At 68.3% G+C, this 23883-nt stretch carries 36 protein-coding genes; 33 read left to right on the forward strand and 3 right to left on the reverse strand.

The features are described 5' to 3' along the window. The first annotated feature begins 18 nt into the window (after positions 1-18). The 27 genes from rplB (at position 19) to rplQ (ending at position 14781) form a co-directional block, all read left to right on the forward strand. A complete protein-coding gene (gene rplB / locus AB1046_RS19830; RefSeq protein WP_369371005.1) occupies positions 19-855 on the forward strand; it encodes a 50S ribosomal protein L2 in 837 nt (278 codons plus the stop codon). A gap of 14 nt (positions 856-869) precedes the next feature. After that, positions 870-1151, forward strand: coding sequence for a 30S ribosomal protein S19 (gene rpsS, locus AB1046_RS19835; protein ID WP_116673590.1), 282 nt, complete (start codon positions 870-872; stop codon positions 1149-1151). 68 nt (positions 1152-1219) lie between these two features. Then, on the forward strand, positions 1220-1579 hold the full coding sequence (rplV, locus tag AB1046_RS19840) for a 50S ribosomal protein L22 (protein WP_369371006.1): 360 nt from the start codon (positions 1220-1222) through the stop codon (positions 1577-1579). After that, positions 1579-2433 (forward strand): 30S ribosomal protein S3, encoded by an 855-nt coding sequence (gene rpsC, locus AB1046_RS19845; protein ID WP_369371007.1) that lies wholly within the window; start codon positions 1579-1581, stop codon positions 2431-2433. The genes rplV and rpsC overlap by 1 nt, the downstream gene beginning before the upstream one ends. Before the next feature lie 2 nt (positions 2434-2435). After that, positions 2436-2852 (forward strand): 50S ribosomal protein L16, encoded by a 417-nt coding sequence (gene rplP / locus AB1046_RS19850; RefSeq protein ID WP_189669273.1) that lies wholly within the window; start codon positions 2436-2438, stop codon positions 2850-2852. Continuing rightward, the gene (gene rpmC, locus AB1046_RS19855; protein WP_108492296.1) at positions 2852-3091 is read left to right on the forward strand and encodes a 50S ribosomal protein L29; all 240 of its coding nucleotides are present in this window, start codon (positions 2852-2854) and stop codon (positions 3089-3091) included. Before rplP ends, rpmC begins: the two co-directional genes overlap by 1 nt. A 4-nt stretch (positions 3092-3095) precedes the next feature. Continuing rightward, a complete protein-coding gene (gene rpsQ, locus AB1046_RS19860) occupies positions 3096-3386 on the forward strand; it encodes a 30S ribosomal protein S17 (protein WP_369371008.1) in 291 nt (96 codons plus the stop codon). A 134-nt stretch (positions 3387-3520) separates the two neighbouring features. Continuing rightward, entirely contained in the window at positions 3521-3889 is a 369-nt protein-coding gene (rplN, locus tag AB1046_RS19865; protein WP_108492294.1) for a 50S ribosomal protein L14, read from the forward strand. A gap of 2 nt (positions 3890-3891) precedes the next feature. Continuing rightward, a complete protein-coding gene (gene rplX, locus AB1046_RS19870) occupies positions 3892-4233 on the forward strand; it encodes a 50S ribosomal protein L24 (protein WP_369371009.1) in 342 nt (113 codons plus the stop codon). Continuing rightward, the gene (gene rplE, locus AB1046_RS19875) at positions 4233-4805 is read left to right on the forward strand and encodes a 50S ribosomal protein L5 (RefSeq protein WP_369371010.1); all 573 of its coding nucleotides are present in this window, start codon (positions 4233-4235) and stop codon (positions 4803-4805) included. The genes rplX and rplE overlap by 1 nt, the downstream gene beginning before the upstream one ends. Before the next feature lies 1 nt (position 4806). Next, the gene (locus AB1046_RS19880) at positions 4807-4992 is read left to right on the forward strand and encodes a type Z 30S ribosomal protein S14 (RefSeq protein WP_021480434.1); all 186 of its coding nucleotides are present in this window, start codon (positions 4807-4809) and stop codon (positions 4990-4992) included. A gap of 73 nt (positions 4993-5065) precedes the next feature. Beyond that, positions 5066-5464, forward strand: coding sequence for a 30S ribosomal protein S8 (rpsH, locus tag AB1046_RS19885; protein ID WP_369371011.1), 399 nt, complete (start codon positions 5066-5068; stop codon positions 5462-5464). 21 nt (positions 5465-5485) lie between these two features. Continuing rightward, a complete protein-coding gene (gene rplF, locus AB1046_RS19890; RefSeq protein ID WP_369371012.1) occupies positions 5486-6022 on the forward strand; it encodes a 50S ribosomal protein L6 in 537 nt (178 codons plus the stop codon). 2 nt (positions 6023-6024) lie between these two features. Beyond that, positions 6025-6396, forward strand: coding sequence for a 50S ribosomal protein L18 (gene rplR / locus AB1046_RS19895; protein ID WP_369371013.1), 372 nt, complete (start codon positions 6025-6027; stop codon positions 6394-6396). 31 nt (positions 6397-6427) lie between these two features. Beyond that, positions 6428-7081 (forward strand): 30S ribosomal protein S5, encoded by a 654-nt coding sequence (gene rpsE, locus AB1046_RS19900; protein WP_369371014.1) that lies wholly within the window; start codon positions 6428-6430, stop codon positions 7079-7081. Beyond that, positions 7081-7263 (forward strand): 50S ribosomal protein L30, encoded by a 183-nt coding sequence (gene rpmD, locus AB1046_RS19905; protein WP_020016131.1) that lies wholly within the window; start codon positions 7081-7083, stop codon positions 7261-7263. Before rpsE ends, rpmD begins: the two co-directional genes overlap by 1 nt. A gap of 2 nt (positions 7264-7265) precedes the next feature. Then, complete coding sequence (gene rplO / locus AB1046_RS19910) at positions 7266-7718, forward strand: 50S ribosomal protein L15 (RefSeq protein ID WP_369371015.1); 453 nt, start codon at positions 7266-7268, stop codon at positions 7716-7718. Positions 7719-7943: 225 nt separating this feature from the next. Beyond that, on the forward strand, positions 7944-9239 hold the full coding sequence (secY, locus tag AB1046_RS19915; RefSeq protein ID WP_369371016.1) for a preprotein translocase subunit SecY: 1296 nt from the start codon (positions 7944-7946) through the stop codon (positions 9237-9239). Positions 9240-9319: 80 nt separating this feature from the next. Beyond that, positions 9320-9877, forward strand: coding sequence for an adenylate kinase (locus AB1046_RS19920; RefSeq protein ID WP_369375783.1), 558 nt, complete (start codon positions 9320-9322; stop codon positions 9875-9877). Between the two features lie 2 nt (positions 9878-9879). Beyond that, positions 9880-10764, forward strand: coding sequence for a type I methionyl aminopeptidase (map, locus tag AB1046_RS19925; protein ID WP_369371017.1), 885 nt, complete (start codon positions 9880-9882; stop codon positions 10762-10764). Continuing rightward, positions 10761-11123 (forward strand): hypothetical protein, encoded by a 363-nt coding sequence (locus tag AB1046_RS19930; RefSeq protein WP_369371018.1) that lies wholly within the window; start codon positions 10761-10763, stop codon positions 11121-11123. The genes map and AB1046_RS19930 overlap by 4 nt, the downstream gene beginning before the upstream one ends. A gap of 294 nt (positions 11124-11417) precedes the next feature. Continuing rightward, on the forward strand, positions 11418-11639 hold the full coding sequence (infA, locus tag AB1046_RS19935) for a translation initiation factor IF-1 (RefSeq protein WP_116673604.1): 222 nt from the start codon (positions 11418-11420) through the stop codon (positions 11637-11639). A 128-nt stretch (positions 11640-11767) separates the two neighbouring features. Next, entirely contained in the window at positions 11768-11881 is a 114-nt protein-coding gene (rpmJ, locus tag AB1046_RS19940) for a 50S ribosomal protein L36 (RefSeq protein ID WP_003956441.1), read from the forward strand. A 184-nt stretch (positions 11882-12065) separates the two neighbouring features. Beyond that, complete coding sequence (gene rpsM / locus AB1046_RS19945) at positions 12066-12440, forward strand: 30S ribosomal protein S13 (RefSeq protein WP_253869160.1); 375 nt, start codon at positions 12066-12068, stop codon at positions 12438-12440. Positions 12441-12515: 75 nt separating this feature from the next. Beyond that, complete coding sequence (rpsK, locus tag AB1046_RS19950; protein WP_020016139.1) at positions 12516-12920, forward strand: 30S ribosomal protein S11; 405 nt, start codon at positions 12516-12518, stop codon at positions 12918-12920. A gap of 182 nt (positions 12921-13102) precedes the next feature. After that, positions 13103-14119, forward strand: coding sequence for a DNA-directed RNA polymerase subunit alpha (locus tag AB1046_RS19955; RefSeq protein ID WP_369371019.1), 1017 nt, complete (start codon positions 13103-13105; stop codon positions 14117-14119). Positions 14120-14175: 56 nt separating this feature from the next. After that, positions 14176-14781: a 50S ribosomal protein L17 gene (rplQ, locus tag AB1046_RS19960; RefSeq protein ID WP_369371020.1), complete on the forward strand. Its 606-nt coding sequence runs from the start codon at positions 14176-14178 to the stop codon at positions 14779-14781. A 78-nt stretch (positions 14782-14859) separates the two neighbouring features. On the opposite strand, the gene AB1046_RS19965 is transcribed toward rplQ, so the two are convergent. Further along, on the reverse strand, positions 14860-15621 hold the full coding sequence (locus tag AB1046_RS19965; protein ID WP_369371021.1) for an ROK family protein: 762 nt from the start codon (positions 15619-15621) through the stop codon (positions 14860-14862). A 39-nt stretch (positions 15622-15660) separates the two neighbouring features. On the opposite strand from AB1046_RS19965, the gene AB1046_RS19970 reads away from it, so the two are divergent. After that, positions 15661-16569 (forward strand): tRNA pseudouridine(38-40) synthase TruA, encoded by a 909-nt coding sequence (locus AB1046_RS19970; RefSeq protein ID WP_369371022.1) that lies wholly within the window; start codon positions 15661-15663, stop codon positions 16567-16569. A gap of 10 nt (positions 16570-16579) precedes the next feature. On the opposite strand, the gene AB1046_RS19975 is transcribed toward AB1046_RS19970, so the two are convergent. Next, positions 16580-17005, reverse strand: coding sequence for a DUF5709 domain-containing protein (locus AB1046_RS19975; RefSeq protein ID WP_369371023.1), 426 nt, complete (start codon positions 17003-17005; stop codon positions 16580-16582). 284 nt (positions 17006-17289) lie between these two features. Between AB1046_RS19975 and rplM the strand changes: the two genes are divergently transcribed. The 4 genes from rplM to AB1046_RS19995 all read left to right on the forward strand — a co-directional run bounded on the left by rplM (position 17290) and on the right by AB1046_RS19995 (position 20647). Next, a complete protein-coding gene (gene rplM, locus AB1046_RS19980) occupies positions 17290-17739 on the forward strand; it encodes a 50S ribosomal protein L13 (protein WP_369371024.1) in 450 nt (149 codons plus the stop codon). A gap of 44 nt (positions 17740-17783) precedes the next feature. Then, positions 17784-18269 carry a 30S ribosomal protein S9 gene (gene rpsI / locus AB1046_RS19985; protein ID WP_369371025.1) on the forward strand — a complete coding sequence of 162 codons (486 nt, stop codon included), beginning with the start codon at positions 17784-17786 and terminating at the stop codon, positions 18267-18269. A gap of 121 nt (positions 18270-18390) precedes the next feature. Further along, positions 18391-19755 (forward strand): phosphoglucosamine mutase, encoded by a 1365-nt coding sequence (glmM, locus tag AB1046_RS19990; protein WP_369371026.1) that lies wholly within the window; start codon positions 18391-18393, stop codon positions 19753-19755. A 202-nt stretch (positions 19756-19957) separates the two neighbouring features. Further along, a complete protein-coding gene (locus AB1046_RS19995; RefSeq protein WP_369371027.1) occupies positions 19958-20647 on the forward strand; it encodes a DedA family protein in 690 nt (229 codons plus the stop codon). A 30-nt stretch (positions 20648-20677) separates the two neighbouring features. Here AB1046_RS19995 and coaA read toward each other — a convergent pair whose 3' ends face one another. After that, positions 20678-21673, reverse strand: coding sequence for a type I pantothenate kinase (coaA, locus tag AB1046_RS20000; RefSeq protein ID WP_369371028.1), 996 nt, complete (start codon positions 21671-21673; stop codon positions 20678-20680). Positions 21674-21817: 144 nt separating this feature from the next. Here coaA and glmS point away from each other — a divergent pair, with 144 nt between their 5' ends. Next, complete coding sequence (gene glmS / locus AB1046_RS20005) at positions 21818-23719, forward strand: glutamine--fructose-6-phosphate transaminase (isomerizing) (RefSeq protein ID WP_369371029.1); 1902 nt, start codon at positions 21818-21820, stop codon at positions 23717-23719. Positions 23720-23883 lie beyond the last annotated feature (164 nt).

Consider the following 23883-nt stretch of genomic DNA (forward strand, 5'->3'; position numbering starts at 1 on the left):
GATTGAGGACAGATCCCCATGGGAATCCGTAAGTACAAGCCGACTACGCCCGGCCGCCGCGGCTCCAGCGTCGCCGACTTCGTCGAGATCACGCGGTCGCAGCCGGAGAAGTCGCTGCTTCGCCCGCTGAGCAAGACCGGTGGCCGTAACAACACCGGTCGCATCACGACGCGTCACAAGGGCGGTGGCCACAAGCGGGCCTACCGCGTCATCGACTTCCGTCGTCACGACAAGGACGGCGTGCCTGCGAAGGTCGCTCACATCGAGTACGACCCCAACCGCACGGCGCGCATCGCGCTCCTGCACTACGCGGACGGCGAGAAGCGCTACATCATCGCGCCGAACAAGCTGTCGCAGGGCGACCGCATCGAAGCCGGTGCGGGTGCTGACATCAAGCCCGGCAACAACCTGCCGCTGCGCAACATCCCGACCGGTACGGTCATCCACGCCATCGAGCTTCGGCCCGGTGGCGGTGCGAAGATCGCCCGTTCGGCTGGTGCGTCGGTGCAGCTCGTTGCCAAGGACGGCCCGTACGCGCAGCTGCGCATGCCGTCCGGCGAGATCCGTCTCGTCGACCTGCGCTGCCGCGCAACCGTCGGCGAGGTCGGCAACGCCGAGCAGTCGAACATCAACTGGGGCAAGGCCGGCCGCATGCGGTGGAAGGGCAAGCGCCCGACCGTCCGTGGTGTCGCCATGAACCCGGTGGACCACCCCCACGGTGGTGGTGAAGGCAAGACGTCCGGCGGACGTCACCCGGTCAGCCCTTGGGGCCAGGCCGAGGGTCGTACCCGCCACGCGAACAAGTCGAGCGACCGGATGATCGTCCGGCGCCGTCGTACCGGCAAGAAGCGCTGATAGGAGCCTGAAACATGCCTCGTAGCCTGAAGAAGGGCCCCTTCGTAGATGGACACCTTCAGAAGAAGGTGGACGTCCAGAACGAGAAGGGGACCAAGACAGTCATCAAGACCTGGTCCCGTCGGTCGGTTGTTACGCCCGACTTTCTCGGTCACACCTTTGCCGTGCACGACGGTCGCAAGCACGTCCCGGTCTTCGTGACCGAGGCGATGGTTGGCCACAAGCTCGGCGAGTTCGCTCCCACGCGGACCTTCCGCGGCCACGTGAAGGACGACAGGAAGGGTCGTCGCCGCTGAGGCGTGGGGTTCTCCCCACCCGAAGCAGTGATGACCTGGACTGTCTGAGAAAAGGAAGCAGGACAGCAATGGAAGCCAAGGCGCAGGCGCGGTTCGTCCGTGTCACGCCCCAGAAGGCCCGGCGCGTCGTGGACCTCATCCGTGGCAAGCAGGCCTCTGAGGCCGTCGCGGTGCTGAAGTTCGCACCGCAGGCCGCCAGTGAGCCGATCCGCAAGGTCGTGGAGAGCGCGATCGCAAATGCTCGGGTGAAGGCAGACCGCGCGAGCGAGCGCTTCGACGAGGGCGACCTGGTCGTCACCGTCGCGTTCGTGGACGAGGGGCCGACGCTCAAGCGTTTCCGCCCGCGGGCTCAGGGACGTGCTACGCGCATTCTTAAGCGCACCAGCCACATCACCGTGGTGCTCGCAGACAAGGAAGGGGCCCGATAGTGGGACAGAAGGTTCACCCGCACGGGTACCGCCTGGGTATTACCACTGACCACCGGTCGCGTTGGTTCGCCGACAGCACCAAGCCCGGTCAGCGGTACCGCGACTACGTCCGCGAGGACGTGCAGATCCGCAAGCTCATGGGCACTGGTCTTGAGCGTGCCGGCATCTCCAAGGTCGAGATCGAGCGCACCCGCGATCGTGTCCGCGTGGACATCCACACGGCACGTCCGGGCATCGTGATCGGCCGCCGAGGTGCAGAGGCCGACCGCATCCGCGGTGAGCTCGAGAAGCTCACGGGCAAGCAGGTTCAGCTCAACATCCTCGAGGTCAAGAACGCGGAGATCGACGCGCAGCTCGTTGCTCAGGGCATTGCCGAGCAGCTGGCCAGCCGTGTCTCGTTCCGTCGCGCGATGCGCAAGGGCATGCAGTCCGCCCAGCGTGCCGGTGCGAAGGGCATCCGCGTGCAGGTTGCCGGCCGCCTCGGCGGCGCAGAGATGAGCCGTTCGGAGTTCTACCGCGAGGGCCGCGTGCCCCTGCACACGCTCCGCGCGTACATCGACTACGGCTTCTACGAGGCCCGCACCACCTTCGGCCGTATCGGCGTGAAGGTGTGGATCTACAAGGGCGAGGTCACCGAGAAGGAGTTCGCCGCTCAGCAGGCCGTTGCCGCACCCCGTCAGGGCCGTGGCCGCGACGAGCGTGGCCCTCGCGGTGCAGACCGCGGTGGCGAGCGCGGCGGCGACCGTCGCGGTGGTCCTCGTCGCAACGAGCGTCCGGCCGAGCGCAGTGCTGACGCAGCCCCCGCGGCTGAGGCAGCTGCTGCTCCGGCCGCAGAGACCGGAACGGAGGCCTGACCATGCTGATCCCGCGCAGGGTCAAGCACCGCAAGCAGCACCACCCGTCGCGCTCCGGCTCGGCCAAGGGTGGAACACAGATCGCGTTCGGCGACTTCGGCATCCAGGCTCTGGAGCCGGCGTACGTCACCAACCGCCAGATCGAGGCGGCGCGTATCGCAATGACTCGCCACATCAAGCGTGGCGGCAAGGTGTGGATCAACATCTACCCGGACCGTCCGCTGACGAAGAAGCCTGCCGAGACCCGCATGGGTTCCGGTAAGGGTTCTCCGGAGTGGTGGGTCGCCAACGTCAAGCCGGGTCGGATCCTTTTCGAGCTGGCCGGTGTTGACGAGTCCCTTGCTCGCGAGGCCATGCGCCGCGCGATGCACAAGCTCCCGATGAAGTGCCGTTTTGTGGTGCGCGAGGGTGGTGTCTGATGGCTATCGGTACGCAGGGGCTTGCCCCCATCGACCTGGATGGCATGGACGACGAGGCTCTCGTCGCCAAGCTGAAGGAAGCCAAGGAGGAGCTGTTCAACCTCCGCTTCCAGTCGGCGACCGGCCAGCTCGAGAGCCACGGTCGTCTCAAGGCCGTGCGTCGCGACATCGCCCGGATCTACACGATCCTGCGTGAGCGCGAGCTCGGCATCCGTACGGCTCCGAGTGTGAGTGAGTGAGGCAATGACCGACAACACGACTGCTGCTGAGGCCCCCGAGGCCCAGCGCGCGACGCGTAAGGTGCGCCGTGGCTACGTGGTGAGCGACAAGATGGACAAGACCATCGTGATCGAGGTCGAGGACCGGGTAAAGCACCCGCTCTACGCCAAGGTCATTCGTCGCACCACGAAGGTCAAGGCACACGACGAGCAGAACAGCGCCGGCATCGGCGACCTGGTCGTCATCATGGAGACCCGCCCGCTGTCCGCTACCAAGCGGTTCCGGCTCGTGGAAATCCTCGAGAAGGCCAAGTAAGGACTTCTCTTCTCGCTGGGGGCGATGCGTGACACACGTACGCGTGACGCCCCCAGCACAGCAACTATCCGTTCGACCAGGCTCGCCGGAACAAGTCCGCGCGAGAACCAGTTCGACGACAGGAGTTCATTCAAATGATCCAGCAGGAGTCGCGACTTCGGGTCGCCGACAACACGGGTGCCAAGGAGATTCTCTGCATCCGCGTTCTCGGTGGCTCCGGCCGTCGCTACGCCGGAATTGGCGACACCATTGTCGCCACCGTCAAGGATGCGATCCCGGGCGGCAACGTGAAGAAGGGCGACGTCATCAAGGCTGTCGTCGTCCGGACCGCCAAGGAGCGCCGTCGTCCCGACGGTTCCTACATCAAGTTCGACGAGAACGCCGCCGTCATCCTGAAGGCCGACGGCGAGCCTCGTGGCACCCGCATCTTCGGCCCGGTTGGCCGTGAGCTGCGTGACAAGCGGTTCATGAAGATCATCTCGCTCGCTCCGGAGGTGCTCTGACCATGGCGAAGATCAAGAAGGGCGACCAGGTCATCGTGATCTCGGGTCGCGACAAGGGCAAGACCGGCCGCGTGCTGGAAGTCCTCAAGGACTCCGACCGCCTCGTGGTCGAGGGTGTTCAGCGCGTCACGAAGCACACCAAGGTGGGCCAGTCGCAGCGCGGCACCCGCACCGGTGGCATCGAGACCGTCGAGGCGCCGATCCACGTGAGCAACGTGATGATCGTCGACCCGGAGTCCAAGAAGGGCACCCGGGTCGGGTACCGCGTCGAGAAGGTGGAGCGCGACGGTCGTGAGAAGACCGTTCGCATCCGCGTCGCGAAGCGCTCCGGGAAGGACATCTGATGACTGAGACGACCATCGAGGCCCCGGCCCAGCCGCGCCTCAAGCAGAAGTACCGCGAGGAGATCCTCTCGGCGCTGATCGAGGAGTTCGGCCACAAGAACGTGCACCAGGCCGGCGGTCTCACAAAGATCGTCGTGAACATGGGTGTCGGCGACGCGGCCAAGGACTCGAAGCTCATCGAGGGGGCCATCAAGGACCTCTCGGCGATCACCGGTCAGAAGCCGCAGGTCACCAAGGCTCGTAAGTCCATCGCGCAGTTCAAGCTGCGTGAGGGCATGCCGATCGGCGCGCACGTCACGCTTCGCGGTGACCGTATGTGGGAGTTCCTGGACCGCCTGCTGGCGACCGCGCTGCCGCGTATCCGCGACTTCCGGGGTCTGTCGCCCAAGCAGTTCGACGGCCACGGCAACTACACCTTCGGTCTCACGGAGCAGTCGATGTTCCACGAGATCGACCAGGACAAGATCGACCGGGTCCGCGGTATGGACATCACGGTCGTGACGACGGCGACGACCGACGACGAGGGCCGCTCTCTGCTGCGCCGTCTCGGCTTCCCCTTCAAGGAGAACTGACATGGCGAAGAAGGCCCTGATCAACAAGGCGGCCGCCAAGCCGAAGTTCGCGGTTCGCGCCTACACCCGGTGCCAGAAGTGCGGTCGCCCGCACTCCGTTTACCGCAAGTTCGGACTGTGCCGTATCTGCGTCCGGGAGATGGCCCACCGCGGCGAGCTCCCCGGCGTCACCAAGAGCAGCTGGTAACACAACTACGTCGTAGGTCTGTTCGGCCCCACAAGGCAGTTCGGATACCCCGGCGAGGAAGGGCAAGAGCCCGATGACTATGACCGACCCGATCGCAGACATGCTGACCCGTCTGCGTAACGCGAACTCGGCGCACCACGACACGGTCACCATGCCGTCGTCGAAGCTGAAGACGCACATTGCTGAGATCCTGCAGGCCGAGGGCTACATCTCCGGCTGGAACGTTGAGGACGCCCAGGTGGGCAAGGCCCTGACGATCGAGCTGAAGTACGGCCAGAACCGCGAGCGTGCCCTGGCGGGCGTGCGTCGCATCTCGAAGCCCGGTCTGCGGGTGTACCGCAAGTCCACCGAACTGCCCAAGGTGCTCGGCGGCCTGGGCGTGGCGATCCTGTCCACGTCCTCCGGCCTGCTGACCGACCGACAGGCACAGGCCAAGGGCGTCGGCGGCGAAGTCCTCGCCTACGTCTGGTAATCCGGAAAGGAGAAAACGCCAATGTCTCGAATCGGCAAGCTTCCCGTTCCGGTCCCAGCCGGCGTGGATATCACACTCAGCGGCGCGCTCGTGACCGTGAAGGGCCCCAAGGGTTCTCTCGAGCACACAGTGCCCGCCCCCATCAATGTCGCTCAGGAGGACGCCCAGCTTGTGGTGTCCCGCCCGGACGACGAGCGGACCTCCCGTGCGCTGCACGGCCTGACCCGCACCCTGATCGCCAACATGATCATCGGTGTGACGCAGGGCTACGAGAAGAAGCTCGAGATCGTCGGTACTGGTTACCGCGTCGTGGCGAAGGGCTCGGGCCTTGAGTTCGCGCTCGGCTTCAGCCACCCCGTTGTCATCGAACCCCCCGCAGGTGTCACGTTCGCAGTCGAGAGCGCTACCAAGTTCTCCGTCTCGGGCATCGACAAGCAGCAGGTCGGCGAGGTCGCAGCGAACATTCGCAAGATCCGCAAGCCCGAGCCCTACAAGGGCAAGGGCGTGCGGTACGCCGGCGAGAACGTCCGCCGCAAGGTCGGAAAGGCTGGTAAGTGACGATGGCTATCAAGATCCTGGGCAAGGGCAAGGCCGTCGCACGTCAGCGCCGTCACCTGCGCCTGCGCAAGAAGATCACCGGCACCGCCGTTCGTCCGCGTCTGGTTGTCACCCGCTCCTCGCGCCACATGGTGGCGCAGGTCGTGGACGACAAGCTGGGCCGGACCGTCGCCTCGGCGTCGACCCTCGAGGCCGACCTGCGTGCGTTCGACGGCGACAAGACCGCCAAGGCCCGCAAGATCGGCGAGCTCGTGGCCGAGCGTGCCAAGGCTGTCGGCGTCGACACCGTCGTGTTCGACCGCGGCGGCAACAAGTACCACGGTCGCGTCGCTGCTGTGGCTGACGGCGCCCGCGAGGGCGGTCTGGCCCTGTGATGACCAACGCACGGAAGAAGAGGAATCTCTGATGGCTGCAGGGCAGCGCAGCGGCGCCCCCCAGGGTGCCGCCACCGAGAACAAGGACCGTAACGACCGCCGTGGTGGCGGGCGTGGCGGCGACCGTCGCGGGGCGCGCGAGGAAAAGAGCGCCTTCATCGAGAAGGTCGTCTCCATCAACCGCGTCTCCAAGGTCGTCAAGGGCGGCCGCCGCTTCAGCTTCACCGCGCTCGTCGTGGTGGGCGATGGTGACGGCACCGTCGGCGTCGGCTACGGCAAGGCCAAGGAGGTGCCCGCGGCGATCGCCAAGGGCGTCGAGGAGGCGAAGAAGAGCTTCTTCCGCGTCCCTCGTATCCAGGGCACCATTCCGCACCCCATCCAGGGTGAGGCTGCTGCCGGCGTCGTGTTCCTGCGCCCGGCGTCGCCGGGTACCGGTGTTATCGCCGGTGGTCCGGTGCGCGCCGTGCTGGAGTGCGCCGGCATCCACGACGTGCTGAGCAAGTCGCTCGGTTCGTCGAACGCGATCAACATCGTGCACGCCACGGTCGCGGCCCTGCAGGGCCTCGAGGAGCCGGCTGCTGTTGCCGCTCGTCGTGGTCTCCCGCTCGAGCACGTGGCTCCGGCCGCGCTGCTCCGCGCGCAGGCCGTCGGCCGTGCCGAGTCGACTGCGAAGGCGGGTGCGTGATGGCTCGTCTCAAGGTGACTCAGACCAAGTCCGCCATCGGCGGCAAGCAGAACCAGCGTGACACGCTGCGAACCCTCGGCCTCAAGCGGATCGGCGACACTGCCGTGAAGGAGGACCGTGCGGAGATTCGTGGCATGGTCAAGACGGTGGCGCACCTCGTCGCCGTCGAGGAGGTCGAGTGATCATGGCGGAGAACAAGCCGCTGAAGATGCACCACCTCCGTCCGGCCCCCGGCGCCAAGACCGCGAAGACCCGTGTGGGTCGCGGTGAAGGCTCGAAGGGTAAGACGGCAGGTCGTGGTACCAAGGGTACGAAGGCTCGTTACCAGGTGCCCGCAGGCTTCGAGGGTGGGCAGGTGCCTCTGCACATGCGCCTCCCGAAGCTGCGTGGGTTCAAGAACCCGTTCCGGGTGGAGTTCCAGGTCGTGAACCTGGACAAGCTCTCCACGCTGTTCCCCGAGGGTGGCTCCGTCACCGTCGAGGACCTCGTCGCCAAGGGGGCGGTCCGCAAGGGCCAGCCCGTGAAGGTGCTCGGCAACGGCGAGATCACCGTCAAGCTCGAGATCGCGGTCGACCGCGTCTCGACGTCCGCCAAGGAGAAGATCCTGGCGGCCGGCGGTACGGTCTCGGAGGCCTGAGAAAAGCTGGCAGGGCCGGCAGCGCGTCATGCGCGGCCGGCCCTGTGTGCTCTCTGTGGGCTCTCTTGAGAATTTCTGGAGCTTTCGTGGTCCGGACGACCCCGTGAGCAACGTAGAATCCGACACGGTCTGGCTGCAGCGTTGTGGTCTGGCCCACGTTCGACACACCTCGCCGGCGTCCCGCCGGCGACACGAGATCCCGCAACGGCGGGCCAGGAGGATAGGGTGCTCAGCGCTTTCGGCCGGGCTTTCCGGACGCCAGACCTGCGGCGCAAGCTGCTGTTCACGATCGCGATCATGGCGATCTTCCGGCTCGGGTCGTTCATCCCGACTCCCGGTGTGGACTATGCGAACGTCCAGCAATGCATCGCGCAGAACGACAACGACAGCCTGCTCGGCCTGATCAACGTCTTCAGCGGCGGAGCTCTGCTGCAGCTGTCGATCTTTGCTCTCGGGATCATGCCGTACATCACGGCGAGCATCATCGTGCAGCTGCTTCGCGTGGTCATCCCACGCTTCGAGGCGCTGTACAAGGAGGGCCAGTCGGGTCAGACCAAGCTGACCCAGTACACCCGCTACCTCACGATCGCCCTCGCGATCCTGCAGTCCACGACCGTCATCACGACGGCGCGCCAGGGCCTGCTGTTCACGGGCTGCCCGGTTGATGTCATCGCGGACGACAGCATCCTGACCTCGGTCTTCATGGTCATCACCATGACCGCCGGTACCGGCCTGGTCATGTGGCTCGGCGAGCTCATCACCGAGCGCGGCGTCGGCAACGGCATGTCGCTCCTGATCTTCACGTCGATCGCGGCGAGCTTCCCGACGTCCCTCTGGTCGATCGCCGGTGGCGCCAACGGCGTCGTGAACTTCACGGTCATGATCCTGGTCATCATCCTGGTGATCGGTCTTGTGGTGTTCGTCGAGCAGTCGCAGCGCCGCATCCCCGTGCAGTACGCGAAGCGCATGGTGGGCCGTCGCATGTACGGCGGCACCAGCACGTACATCCCGATCAAGATCAACATGGCCGGCGTGATCCCCGTGATCTTCGCGGCCTCGATCCTGGCCATCCCGGGCCTTCTCGCCCAGTTCGGCAACCAGGAGGCCGACTGGGTCGTCTGGATCTCGAACAACCTGGTCCAGCAGTCGTCGCCGCTGTACATCCTGATCTACTCGTTGATGATCATCTTCTTCTGCTTCTTCTACACCTCGATCACGTTCAACCCGGACGAGGTCGCGGACAACATGAAGAAGTACGGCGGCTTCATCCCCGGCATCCGTGCCGGCCGCCCCACGGCGGAGTACCTGGACTTCGTGATCACCCGGATCACCTCCGCCGGTTCCGTGTACCTCGCGCTGATCGCGCTGATCCCGACGCTGGTGCTTGTCTTCCTCGGCGTCAGCACCTCCCTGCCCTTCGGCGGTGCCTCGATCCTCATCGTGGTGGGCGTCGGCCTGGAGACGGTCAAGCAGATCGACTCGCAGCTGCAACAGCGCCATTACGAAGGATTCCTCCGTTGAGTCAGACCCCCAACACCACTTCCCGTCGCGAGCTCCACGCTCGTCCGGACCAGGAGGGCCAGGTCACCCGCCTGGTCATCATGGGTCCGCAGGGCGTAGGCAAGGGCACGCAGGCTGCGCGCCTCGCCGAGGTCTTCGGGATCGTGGCAATCTCTACCGGTGACATCTTCCGGGCCAACATCAAGGACAACACGGAGCTCGGTACCACCGCCAAGGCATACATCGAGAAGGGTGACCTCGTCCCGGACGAGGTCACCAACGCCATGGTCCACGACCGCCTCGGTGACGAGGACGTCAAGGCCGGTTTCCTGCTCGACGGCTACCCGCGCAACGCGGCCCAGGTCGCCGAGCTGGACACCGCGCTCGCCAGCTTCGGCTGGGAGCTCGACGGCGTGATCGAGCTGACGGCGGAGCGGGACGTACTGATCGAGCGCCTCACCAAGCGGGCGCACGACGAGGGCCGGGAGGACGACACCCCCGAGGGGATCGCCCGCCGCCTCGACATCTACTACACCGAGACGGCCCCCCTGACCGAGGCCTACGCGGCGCGGGGGCTGCTGGCCAAGGTGGACGGCGTCGGCGAGATCTCCGAGGTCACCGACCGCATCGTCGCCACCCTCGCGGCCCAGCTGGGCTGAGCGTGGTCTTCGGTCGGGAGCGGGTCGAGTACAAGACGCCGGACCAGGTGCGCCTCATGCGGCGCGCCGGTCTGGTCGTCGCGGACACGCTCGCCGCAGTCCGGGCCGCAGCCCGGCCCGGCCTGACCACCGCGGACCTGGACACGGTCGCCGCGAAGGTGATCAAGGACGCCGGAGCGGCACCGTCGTTCCTCGGCTACCACGGGTTCCCGGCGGTCATCTGTACATCGGTCAACGACGAGGTCATCCACGGCATCCCGGGAAGCCGGGTGCTCGCCGTGGGTGACCTCGTCTCTGTCGACTGCGGTGCGATCGTCGAGGGCTGGCACGGCGACTCGGCCCTCTCGTTCGTCCTGGGCGCTGAGGGCGCCCTGGACCACACGCTGCCCGACGGCGACCTGCTCGCCTCCGGTGCGGATCTCGCCGACATCGCGCTCGTCCGGGCGACGGAGGCCGCCATGTGGGCGGGCATCGCCGCCCTGGCCTCGGCCCGGAGGCTGAACGCCGTGGGGGAGGCCGTCGAGACCGCCGTCGAGGTGGCGGGGGAGCTCGTGGGCACCGAGTACGGCATCGTCGAGGAGTACGTCGGGCACGGCATCGGCAGTGCGATGCACCAGCCGCCGGACGTGCCCAACTACCGGGTCATGGGCTCGGGTCCGCGGCTGCGGTCCGGGATGTGCCTGGCCATCGAGCCGATGATCACTCGTGGTGACGCCGAGACCCACGTCCTGGAGGACGACTGGACGGTGGTCACCGACGACGGCTCCCGTGCGGCGCACTGGGAGCACTCCACGGCGATCATGGAGGACGGGATCGTCGTGCTGACGGCGGTCGACGGGGGAGCGGAGCGACTGAGCGCCTTCGGTGTCGAGCCGGTCGCTCTGTGACCCAGGACGCGCACTCGTCCAGCACCGCCGGCGCGCGGATCCTCGCGGCCGTGGGCCGAGGGGCGAAGAGCTTCGGGCGCTGGCTCGCCGTCTGGTCGCGGCGCCTGGCGCCGAGCCCCTTCCTGTGGGTCGGCCTGGTCCTCGGGTTCGGCACCTCGCTCCTCGTGTGGGAGTCGGTCCTGCTGCTCGGCGTCGTGGTCTGGCTCGTCGGTGCGTGGCTCTGGGCCAAGCGCGGCACCTCGGTGTTCGTGGCGCTCGGGCTGGGCGTCGTGCTCGGCTGGCTGCCGATGCTGTACTTCTTCGTGGCGAGCCTGCCGCACACGATGATCGGTCTTCCGGGGGTCCACTACGACCTCTGAGCCGCCCGCGTGGTGAGGCTCACGGCCCGGGACGGGCAGCGCCGTCGGCCACCGCTTTGAATGCTTTCCGAAGTGGCGTAGGCTAGACCGCTGGGTGTAGTCCGTTCAACGCCTCCAGTTCCTGCAAAGGGTGCCACGGCGCCTGCCGGTCCCCGCGCGAGCGGGGCGCAGGCCGAGGCACACGAGGTAGGCGGCACACGGACGCACACGACATCCACACCCGTTAAGTCGGCTCGCAGGGCTCCTGCGGTGCCGTGGGCGTGGAAGCAGTCACGACTAGAGTTAGCGGAGGATATGGCAAAGAAGGACGGTGTCATCGAGATCGAGGGCAGTGTGATCGAGGCTCTGCCGAACGCGATGTTCCGCGTCGAGCTGTCGAACGGTCACCGGGTTCTCGCGCACATCTCGGGCAAGATGCGTCAGCACTACATCCGGATCCTCCCTGAGGACCGCGTGGTGGTGGAGCTCAGCCCGTACGACCTGTCCCGCGGCCGGATCGTCTACCGCTACAAGTAGTCAGTCCCCGATCCGGGGTTACGTCACTCACGGCCTGGCCGGAGGCGACGTCGCCACACGATCGACCACCCACGACACTGCTGCGTGCGTACCGGAAGCCCGGACGTGCGTTTGCGGAGGAAAATCCGATGAAGGTCAAGCCGAGCGTCAAGAAGATCTGCGACAAGTGCAAGGTGATTCGCCGGCACGGTCGCGTCATGGTGATCTGCGACAACCTGCGCCACAAGCAGCGCCAGGGCTGATCACAACCCGGGCATCCGCCCGGGTCGGTGGCTGAGGCCACCACCAGCGCACCACCTCGAACCTCACCCGGCGGGCAACCGCTCAAGGAGAGGGGAACCCTCGGCCCGGAGGCCGGGGCTCGCGTTACTCGCGGGATGGCGGTGCGGCAGACCTCCGATGAGCAGTACAGGAGCCGGAAGGCACATGGCACGTCTTATCGGCGTCGACCTCCCCCGCGACAAGCGGCTTGAGGTTGCGCTCACTTACATCTTCGGTGTGGGTCGTACCCGCGCGAAGGAGACCCTGGCCGCCACGGGCATCAGCCCGGACGTCCGCGTGAAGGACCTCGGCGACGCCGAGCTCGTTGCGCTCCGCGATCACCTTGAGGGCAACTTCAAGCTCGAGGGTGACCTCCGCCGTGAGGTCGCAGCCGACATCCGCCGCAAGGTCGAGATCGGCACCTACCAGGGCATCCGCCACCGTCGCGGACTGCCGGTGCGTGGTCAGCGCACAAAGACCAACGCGCGTACCCGCAAGGGTCCCAAGCGCACCGTCGCGGGCAAGAAGAAGGCCCGCTGATAGCAGTCCGTGGAGCGGTCGGCTCATCGAGCTGAGACCGCCCCGGTCCGATCAGACCAGGAGATTACAGAACAGATGCCTCCCAAGACTCGCGCCGCCGCCGGCCGCAAGCCGCGCCGTAAGGACAAGAAGAACGTCCCGCTCGGCCAGGCGCACATCAAGTCCACCTTCAACAACACGATCATCTCGATCACCGACCCGTCCGGTGCCGTGGTGTCGTGGGCGTCCGCAGGCCACGTCGGCTTCAAGGGCTCCCGCAAGTCCACCCCGTACGCCGCGCAGATGGCCGCCGAGTCGGCCGCCCGCCGCGCGCAGGAGCACGGCGTCAAGAAGGTCGACGTCTTCGTGAAGGGCCCGGGTTCCGGTCGCGAGACCGCCATCCGCTCGCTCCAGGCGACCGGCCTCGAGGTCGGCTCGATCCAGGACGTGACGCCCCAGGCGCACAACGGCTGCCGCCCCCCGAAGCGTCGCCGCGTTTGATATCTGTCGCACCCGGTGGTGACCGCGGCCCCAGGGCCTGCGGTCACCACCGGATCGCGACATCCGCTCACCGTTCGCGGTGAGCACCAACGCCTGGACGGTGACAGAGATCCGTCTGGGCTGCGAAAGATCGTTTGCCGTGATGCGTCATATAGCGGACGCACACTGAGAGGAAACCCACAGTGCTTATCGCACAGCGCCCCACGCTGACCGAAGAGGTCATCTCGGAGAGCCGTTCCCGCTTCTCCATCGAGCCGCTCGAGCCTGGCTTCGGCTACACGCTCGGCAACTCGATGCGTCGCACCCTGCTGTCGTCCATCCCGGGCGCGGCCGTCACGTCCATCCGTATCGACAACGTGCTGCACGAGTTCAGCACCGTGTCGGGCGTGAAGGAGGACGTCACCGAGATCATCCTGAACATCAAGAACCTCGTCGTCTCCTCGGAGAACGACGAGCCCGTCGTGATGTACCTGCGCAAGCAGGGCGCTGGCACCGTGACCGCCGCGGACATCGTTCCGCCGGCGGGAGTCGAGGTGCACAACCCCGACCTGCACATCGCCACCCTCAACGACAAGGGAAAGCTCGAGATCGAGCTGACCGTCGAGCGGGGCCGTGGGTACGTGTCCGCCGCGCAGAACAAGCAGTTCGACGCGGAGATCGGGCGCATTCCGATCGACTCGATCTACTCGCCGGTCCTCAAGGTCACGTACAAGGTCGAGGCCACCCGAGTCGAGCAGCGCACCGACTTCGACAAGCTGATTGTCGACGTCGAGACCAAGCAGGCGATCACGCCTCGCGACGCGCTCGCATCGGCTGGCAAGACCCTGGTCGAGCTGTTCGGCCTGGCACGTGAGCTGAACGTCGAGGCCGAGGGCATCGAGATCGGCCCGTCGCCGACGGACACCGCGCTGGCCGCGGACCTGGCGCTGCCGATCGAGGAGCTCAACCTCACCATCCGTTCGTACAACTGCCTCAAGCGCGAGGGCATCCACCAGGTGGGCGAGCTCGTGGCCCGCAGCGAGGCGGACCTGCTCGACATCCGCAACTTCGGTGCGAAGTCGATCACCGAGGTCAAGGAGAAGCTGGCCGAGCTCGGCCTCAGCCTCAAGGACTCGCCGCTGGACTTCGATCCGGCCGGCGCTTCGTACTTCGAGGGTGGCGACTCCGCGGCCTACAGCGGCGACGAGCAGTCGTACTGACGTCCCGCGCCCGGCCCTAGGCCGGGCGCGCGGAACCACTTCCAAGGAGACAAGTAATGCCTACCCCTACCAAGGGCGCGCGGCTCGGCGGTAGCCCGGCTCACGAGCGTCTGATTCTCGCGAACCTGTCCACCTCCCTCTTCGAGCACGGCCGCATCACGACCACGGAGACCAAGGCCAAGCGCCTGCGTCCCCTGGCCGAGCGTCTGATCACGTTCGCGAAGAAGGGCGACCTGTCCGCCCGTCGCCGCGTGCTGACCGTCGTGCGTGACAAGGGCGTGGTGCACACGCTCTTCACCGAGATCGCCCCGGCCATGGCCGAGCGCAACGGTGGCTACACGCGCATCACCAAGATCGGCACCCGCAAGGGCGACAACGCCCCCATGGCGGTCATCGAGCTCATCACCGAGCCCGTGAGCCCCAAGCAGGCCGTCGTCAAGGAGGCCACCAAGGCCGCCGAGAAGGCCGCGCCCGTGACCGATGCACCGGTCGAGGACGCCCCCGTCGAGGAGACCCCGGCCGAGGACGTCACCGACGCTCCCGTCGAGGACGCCCCCGTCGAGGAGGCCGCCGCGAAGCCCGCCAAGAAGGCGCCCGCCAAGAAGGCACCTGCCAAGAAGGCGCCCGCCAAGAAGGCCGCCGAGGAGACGAAGGAGGCCTGAGCCTCTTTCTCCCCGCACGACGCCGGGCCGCACCTTCCGTATGGAAGGTGCGGCCCGGCGTCGTCGTACCCGGACGTCTCAGCTGGTCGGCTGGAGGTCCCAGGCCCGCGCGCCCCCTACCAGGGCGGCGGAGTTCGGCACGATGACGACGTCGTCCCCGAGCCGGGCGAGGGCCGACGGCGTGATGCAGCGCGCGTTCCCGCCGCCGATGTAGAGCCGGTCCCAGTGGAAGACCGGCCGTAGCCCGTCGACGACGGTGACCACCCGTCGCGACCACAGCCCGTCCCCGAGCCGACGCCGTTCTGGCTCGCCGATGTACTGGTCGTACGTGAGGCTGCGGCGCACCGGGGCGTGGGACCACTCCAGGTGCGGCGCGATGCGACCGCCGTGGAACATGGCCGTGCCGAGGCCGGTGCCGAGCGTGATGACCAGCTCGAGGCCGGATGCGGCAACCACGCCTGCGCCGTGCACCTCGGCGTCGTTCAGGACGAGGGCGGGCAGGCCGAGGCGCGCCGCGACCGCCGCACGCATGTCGAAGTTGCGCCACGCGTCGGCGAGGGCGGGCACAACCTTCGAGCGCGGTCCCGACCGCGTGATGTAGTGCGGGGTGTGCACAACGACGCCGCTGCGGATCATGCCGGGCAGGCCGACCGTGATCCGTGCGGCCGTGGGCAGGTCGGTAGCGATCTTCGCGATCGTGTCGACGAGCAGCTCGGGCGGCAGCGGATAGGGCGTCGGCACCCGGACCGGTGTTGCGTGAGCGGTGCCTGAGGTGTCGAGGACGGCGGCCTTGATTCCGCCGCCGCCGCAGTCGACCGCCAGGGTGAGGGTGTCTGCCATGCCGACACCTTACGGACCCCGGCGCGGGGATCGGGGAAGATGGCTCTCGTGAACGAGTACATCAGGGTCCGGCTCGACCTCGCCTACGACGGCACGGACTTCGCCGGCTGGGCGCGGCAGCCGGGTCTGCGCACCGTAGAAGGCGCCCTTGAGGACGGCCTCGCGCGCCTGCTGCGCAGCGAGCAGACCGGCAGCCCGACGCCGCGGTTCACCGTTGCCGGGCGGACGGACTCGGGTGTCCACGCGCGGGGCCAGGTGGCGCACGTCGACATCGAGGCAGGCGCCTGGGCCCGGCTCCCGGGCCGGTCCGCGGGTTCGGGCCGTAGCCCGCAGGAGGCGCTGGTGGCCCGCCTGGCCAGCGTGCTCCCCACCGACGTCGTCGTGCGCAGTGCCGTGCAGGCACCGCCCGGCTTCGACGCCCGCTTCTCGGCCCTGCGGCGTCGCTACACGTACCGGATCGCCGACACGCCCGCCCTGCGCGACCCCCTGCGCCGCAGGCACGTCCTGTGGTCACGCAAGCCGCTCGACGTCGCCGCCATGGACGCCGCCGTCCGCCCGCTCACCGGCGTGCGCGACTTCGCCTCGTACTGCAAGCCCCGGCCCGGGGCGACGACGATCCGGGAGCTGCAGCGCATCGCCTGGGAGCGCCCCGCCGACGGGCCGGACGCGGGCCTCGCGATCGCGCACGTCGTCGCCGACGCGTTCTGCCACAACATGGTGCGGGCATTGGTCGGCGCGTCGATCGGGGTGGGGGAGGGGCGGCTCGCCGTCGGCTGGCCCGCGGAGCTCCTGGCGAGCCGACGACGGGACGCAGGCGTCTTCGTCGTGCCGCCGGAGGGGCTGTGCCTCGAGGAGATCACGTTCCCGCCGGACGACGAGCTCGCGGCCCGCGCCGACGCGGTCCGGACGATGCGGATGGACGAGGACGTCTGGGAGGACGCGCGCTGACCTCTCTGGCCTATGGCTCTTCTACCCAGTGGACCGCTGCCTCTTCGGCACTTGCTCCCGCGCCGTCGATGCCCGCGTCCGTGCCGTAGAGGTCGTTCTGCCGGGTGCCGTCCTCGGCCGCGTAGCTGCCTGGGTCGGCGTCGGGGTCGGACACGAGCCGGCCCGCGCGGGAGGCGTCGGCGCGCTCCAGCGGGTCGGCCTGCCAGACGTCCGGCTCCTCCTCGGCGAGGCGCTGGTCGAACGGCTCACCGTGCCGCTCCTCCCACGAGGTCTCGCCCCAATGGTTCTTGCGCGGGCGGTCCGGCGGCGAGTAGCCCTCGTCGAGAGGGTCCTTCAGGCCGCGGCTGTAGAGGCTGTCCTCGGCCGACAGCTGGTCGCTGTCACCCTCGGCGATCCCGTCCGGTCCTGGCATGGTGGCTGGGGTTTCCTCGGTCATACGCCTACCGTGTCACCAGTTCGGCGGCGACGCCACAGGCAGACGTGTCGAACCTCATGCCGTGGAAGCGGCACCGGCGCCCCCTACGCTTTGACCCCTGGGGAAGCTGGCGGGTACTCTAATGAGTCGTTGTGCTTTTGTCACCGACGTCCTGCGTCAGCAGCGAGCCCACTCGCGTGCCGACGAACGGCCCGGATGTCACCTGTGACCCCCGCGCACAACGATCTGACTCTTCGGGCGCCGCTTCTCGCCCGACGACACCGAAAACGAAAAGGTTACGAACCGTGCGTACGTACACCCCCAAGCCCGGTGACATCCAGCGTGACTGGTTTGTCATCGACGCGACTGACGTCGTCCTGGGCCGCCTGGCAAGCCAGGTCGCCATCTTGCTGCGCGGGAAGCACAAGCCGACTTTCGCCCCGCACGTCGACGGTGGTGACTTCGTCATCATCATCAACGCGGACAAGGTCGCGCTGAGCGGCAACAAGCGTGAGACCAAGATCGCCTACCGCCACTCGGGTTACCCGGGCGGCCTCACTGCCACCCCGTACGGCGAGTTCCTGGACACCAAGCCGGAACGCGCCGTCGAGAAGGCCGTGCGCGGCATGATCCCCAAGACCTCGCTCGGCCGGGAGCAGATGACCCACCTGAAGGTCTACGCCGGCTCTGAGCACCCGCACACGGCGCAGCAGGCCAAGCCGTTCGAGATCACCCAGGTTTCGCAGCAGGCCTGACGCCGCTGCCGGATCGCAACGCTGAAGGACGCGAGGACACCACAGTGGCCGAGACCACCGTCGACATCGAGCAGGGCGCAGAGACGCCCAGCAACTACACCACCGAGACGGCTGCGCCCGCAACGCGCGGCTCGTCCATCACCGCCCCGGCCCAGGCCCTCGGGCGCCGCAAGGAGGCAGTGGCGCGCGTGCGCCTCGTCCCCGGCACCGGCACCTGGAAGGTCAACGGGCGCACCCTCGAGGAGTACTTCCCGAACAAGGTGCACCAGCAGCTGGTGAACTCCCCGCTGCAGCTGGTCGAGGTCGAGGGCCGCTTCGACATCATCGCCCGCATCACGGGTGGTGGCACGTCCGGTCAGGCCGGCGCCCTGCGCCTGGGCATCGCCCGTGCGCTGAACGCCATCGACGAGGACGCGAACCGCGCCGAGCTGAAGAAGGCCGGATTCCTCAAGCGTGACGACCGTAAGGTCGAGCGCAAGAAGGCCGGTCTCAAGAAGGCTCGTAAGGCTCCGCAGTACTCCAAGCGCTGACCCCAGCGCTGGGCCGGGTGGCCCCGCCGAACAGTTTCGACACTGTTCAGCGGGGCCATCTGCATTTGCGGTACGCGGGAGCCCGCTACGGTGGGCTCCGAACGATCTGAGGAGAACCGGCATGAGCAGGCTGTTCGGCACCGACGGAGTTCGGGGCCTTGCCAACAGGGACATCACGGCGGAGCTGGCACTGGAGCTGGGCGCAGCCGCCGCGCGGGTGCTGACCGCGCAGGGCGAGCTGCTGGGCCCGCGACCGCGGGCCGTCGTCGGGCGGGACACGCGTGCTTCGGGCGAGTTCCTCGCGGGCGCCGTCTCCGCGGGCCTCGCGTCCGCGGGCGTCGACGTGGTGGTGCTCAACGTGCTGCCCACGCCCGCGCTCGCGTATCTCGTCACCGAGCTGGAGGCCGACCTCGGTGTCATGGTCTCCGCCTCGCACAACCCCATGCCGGACAACGGCATCAAGTTCTTCGCCCGCGGTGGGCTCAAGCTCGACGACGCCGTCGAGGATGCTATCCAGGCCTCGCTCGGCGACGACTGGGAGCGCCCGACGGGCGCCGCCGTCGGCCGCATCCGGATGGACGGCCAGGCGGCCTCCGAGCGCTACGTGCGGCACCTGACCGACAGCGTCGGCACCACCCCGGACCACCGGCCGCTGGAGGGCCTGCGCATCGCGCTCGACTGCGCCAACGGCGCCGCCAGCGAGGTGGGCCCGCAGGCGCTGCGCGCCGCAGGCGCCGACGTCGTCGTGATGAATGCGAGCCCGGACGGCCGGAACATCAACGAGAAGTGCGGCTCCAACCACCCGGAGCAGCTCCAGGCGGTTGTCGTGGCGTCCGAGGCGGACTTCGGTGTCGCGTTCGACGGCGACGCCGACCGCTGCCTCGCCGTCGACCACACGGGCGCCATCGTGGACGGCGACCAGATCCTCGGGATCCTCGCCACCGCGCTCAAGGAGGAGGGCCGCCTGCCTGGCGACACCCTCGTCGTGACGGTGATGAGCAACCTCGGCCTGATCCTCGCCATGCGGGAGCGCGGGATCACGACCGTGCAGACCGCCGTCGGCGACCGCTACGTGCTGGGCGAGATGCGCGCCCACGGCTTCGGCCTGGGCGGCGAGCAGTCCGGCCACATCATCCTGGCCGACCACGCCACGACGGGTGACGGCGTCCTGTCGGCGCTGCACCTCGCCGCGCGGGTCAAGGCGTCGGGCAAGCGGCTCGCCGACCTCGCGGGCGAGATCGAGCGGCTGCCGCAGACCCTCGTCAACGTGCGGGGTGTGGACAAGTCCCGGGCGGGTACCGACGAGGGCGTGCAGGCGGCCGTGGCCGACGCCACGGCGCGTCTGGGGGACACCGGGCGGGTGCTGCTGCGCCAGTCCGGTACGGAGCCGCTCGTGCGGGTCATGGTCGAGGCCCCGGCGCAGGACGAGGCGGACAAGGTGGCCGAGGACCTGGCCGCCGTCGTGCGGGAGCGACTGGCGCTGTAGCTCGCGTCGCGGCCCTACCGTAGCCCTGCTGTGGTGGCGGGCGGGGCAGGCGTGAACGCCGCGTGAATGCTTGGAAGCGGGGTTCTACCAGGGGCACCCCTGATGCCATTCAGGGGTGCCCCTTGCGTAGGCTGGCGGTAGGCACTACGAGGTGCCGGCACCACCCCGGGTAGCGCCCGGGCCGAGACTCCCCTGAGGTCCCGTGCTCGAACTCATCTCCGCTGTCCTGAACGCCACGGAGGCATGGATCCTCGCGATGGCGTCCTCGCCGTGGATCTACCCGGCGATGTTCGCGTTCGCGACCATCGACGGCTTCTTCCCGCCCCTGCCCAGCGAGTCCGTGGTCATCACCCTTGCGGTCTCCGCGCACACCACGGGTACACCCTGGATGTGGCTCGTGCTGGTGACGGCGGCGGCAGGCGCGTGGGTGGGGGACCAGATCGCGTACCAGATCGGGAAGATGATCGGCACCGACCGCGTGCCGTTCCTGCGGTCGCACCGCGGACGCCGGGCCGTGGCCTGGGCGGAGCGGGCGCTCGCCCGCCGCGGGGCCTCGTTCATCCTGGCGGCGCGCTACATCCCGATCGGCCGCGTGGCCGTGAACATGACGGCGGGCGCGGTCGGCTACCCGCGCCGTCGGTTCATGGTGATCGCTGCCATCGCCGCGGTCATGTGGGCGTTCTACTCGGCGGGGATCGGCCTGGTCGCGGCGCAGTGGCTCGGCCACGACCCGCTGCTGGCGATAGTCATCGGTGTGGTGATGGGTGTCATCATGGGCTTCGTCGTGGACCTGGTCGTGGGCTGGTTCTCGCGCAAGCCCGCCGAGGAGGAGCCTGCGCCGACCGCCGAGGTCGAACCGCCGAGGGTGACCGTACCGCCGTCCGACGACTGATCGTTGCGGACGATCACGACCAAGTGAGCGTCAGAGCTTGCGGAGGCGGACCCGTTGGACCGCGTGGTCCGAGCCCTTGGTCAGCACCAGCGTCGCGCGGCCTCGGGTGGGCAGGATGTTCCGCTCGAGGTTGGGCGCGTTGATGGACTCCCAGATCTTCAGGGCCCGGTCCGTCGCCTCCTGGTCGGAGAGCGACGCGTACCGCCGGAAGTAGGAGTCCGGCTTGGTGAACGCGGTTCGGCGCAGCTCGAGGAACCGGTCCACGTACCACTGGCGGATGTTCCTGGTGCGGGCGTCCACGTAGATCGAGAAGTCGAAGAAGTCGCTCACCGCGACGGTCGACTCGTCGACGGCGGACGGCCGGGCCGGCTGCAGCACGTTGAGGCCCTCGACGATCAGCACGTCGGGCTTGCGGACCACCATCTCCAGCTCGGGCACGATGTCGTAGATGACGTGCGAGTACACGGGTGCGCGCACCTCGGCCTGCCCCGCCTTGATGCGGGACAGGAACCGGATCAGCGCGCGCCGGTCGTACGACTCCGGGAAGCCCTTGCGCTCCATCAGCCCCCGCCGTTCCAGCTCGGCGTTCGGGTAGAGGAAACCGTCGGTGGTGATGAGCTCGACCCGGGGGGTCTCGGGCCAGCGGGCGAGCATCTCGCGCAGGACCCGCGCCGTCGTCGACTTGCCGACGGCGACCGAGCCGGCCACGCCGATCACGTACGGGGTACGCGGCGGGTCCTCGTGCAGGAAGGTCGACGTCGCGTCGTGCAGGCTGCCGGCGGCCTGCACGTAGAGGTTGAGCAGGCGCGACAGGGGCCGGTAGACGGCGTCGACCTCGGCCAGGTCGATCGGGTCACCGAGACCGCGCAGGCGCTCGACGTCGTCGTCGGTCAGCGGCAGCGGTGTGGAGGCCGAGAGCCTGCTCCAGGCCGCACGGTCGAGATCCACATAGGGCGAGGACGGGGCGAGGGCGCGCAGGTGCTCGCCGAGGTCCGTCGTCGGATACTGGGAAACCACTTGCAGCATTGTGCCCCAACCAGGCGTGGGAATCGCCACCGGTCGTTGCCGGACCCTGTGCGGCGGCCGCCGGCGCCCGCCGCGCACGCCTGGTAGGCGAGCTTGTGAGCCCCGTCATGGGGACTGTCGGGCATGCTCGCTAGACTCGCGCCCATGTGCGGGATTGTGGGTTACACGGGAACTGCTGCGACTAGGGCGAACGGCGACGCCTCGGGTGTGACCGCGCCGTCGGGCAGGCCCCTCGACGTAACCATCGAGGGGCTGCGGCGCCTCGAGTACCGCGGGTACGACTCGGCCGGCGTCGCGCTCGTCGCGCCCGGGCTGGACGGCGTCGCCTGGGCCAAGAAGTCGGGCAAGCTCGCCAACCTGATCGAGGTCCTCGACCACAACCCCCTGCCTGAGGCGACCGCGGCGATCGGGCACACCCGCTGGGCCACGCACGGCGGCCCCACCGACGTCAACGCCCACCCGCACCTGGCCGACGGCGACCGGCTCGCCGTGATCCACAACGGCATCGTCGAGAACTTCGCCCAGCTCAAGGCCGAGCTGCTGGCCGACGGCGTGACGTTCCGCTCCGAGACCGACACCGAGGTGGCCGCCCACCTCGTGGCCAGGGCGTACCGCGCGACGGGGAACCTGACGGAGGCCATGACGGCGGCCGCCGGCCGCCTGGAGGGCACGTTCACGCTGCTCGCCGTGCACGCCGACGCGCCGGAGACGGTGGTCGGTGCCCGGCACGACTCCCCGCTCGTGGTGGGGCTCGGCGAGGGTGAGAACTTCCTGGGGTCCGACGTCGCGGCGTTCATCGCGCACACCAAGGAGGCCCTCGAGCTGGGCCAGGACCAGGTGGTCACCATCACGCCGACGTCCGTGACCGTGACGGACTTCGACGGCAAGCCCGCCGAGGCCAAGCGCTACACCGTGGACTGGGACGCCGCCGCCGCCGAGAAGGGCGGCTTCGCGTCCTTCATGGACAAGGAGATCCACGACCAGCCGCAGGCCGTCGCGGACACGCTGCTCGGCCGCACGGACGCCTCCGGGGCGTTGGTCCTGGACGACCTGCGCATCGACGAGTCGATCCTGCGCGCCGTGAACAAGATCATCGTGGTCGCCTGCGGCACCGCCGCGTACTCGGGGCACGTGGCGAAGTACGCCATCGAGCACTGGTGCCGCATCCCCGTCGAGGTCGAGCTCGCGCACGAGTTCCGCTACCGCGACCCGATCGTCGACGAGCGCACCCTGGTGGTCGCCGTCACGCAGTCCGGCGAGACCATGGACACCCTGATGGCCGTGCGGCACGCCCGCGAGCAGGGTGCCAAGGTGATCTCGATAGTCAACACCCACGGCTCCACGATCCCGCGCGAGTCCGACGCCGTGCTGTACACGCACGCGGGCCCCGAGATCGCCGTCGCCTCCACCAAGGCGTTCCTCGCGCAGATCACCGCCGCCTACGTGCTGGGCCTGTACCTGGCGCAGCTGCGCGGCAACAAGTTCCCCGACGAGATCGCGATACTGCTCGACGAGCTGCGCGCCATGCCGGCCAAGATCCAGACCGTCATCGAGCGCGGCGAGTACGTGCGCGCGACCGCCCGGTCCATGGAGAAGTCGGACAAGGTGCTGTTCCTCGGCCGGCACGTCGGGTTCCCGGTGGCCCTGGAGGGCGCGCTCAAGCTCAAGGAGCTCGCGTACATCCACGCGGAGGGGTTCGCCGCCGGCGAGCTCAAGCACGGGCCGATCGCCCTGATCGACGATGGCCAGCCCGTTTTTGTGGTGGTGCCGTCGCCGCGCGGGCGCAACTCCCTGCACTCCAAGGTCGTCTCCAACATCCAAGAGATCCGCGCTCGCGGCGCGCGCACCCTCGTGATCGCCGAGGACGGCGACGACGAGGTGCGCAAGTACGCCGACGAGATCTTCTGGATCCCGCAGGCACCCACGCTGCTCCAGCCGCTGCTCGCCGTCGTGCCGCTGCAGATCTTCGCGATGGCGCTCGCGACCGCGAAGGGTCTGGACGTGGACCAGCCGCGTAACCTCGCCAAGTCGGTGACGGTGGAGTAGCCGCAGGGGCCGGCTCTACTGGGCGAAGAACACGAGCAGTGTGACGATCCCCGCGATCACGATGCCGAAGACGATCACTGCGAGCACGGGGAAGGGAAGCTTGTCGTCGTCCTCGGTCATGATTGCCTCCTCCGCGTGAAAGATGGCGCTCTGCCGGTACGATG

The organism is Promicromonospora sp. Populi, from assembly GCF_041081105.1.
In the GTDB taxonomy this organism is placed as follows: Bacteria; Actinomycetota; Actinomycetes; order Actinomycetales; family Cellulomonadaceae; genus Promicromonospora.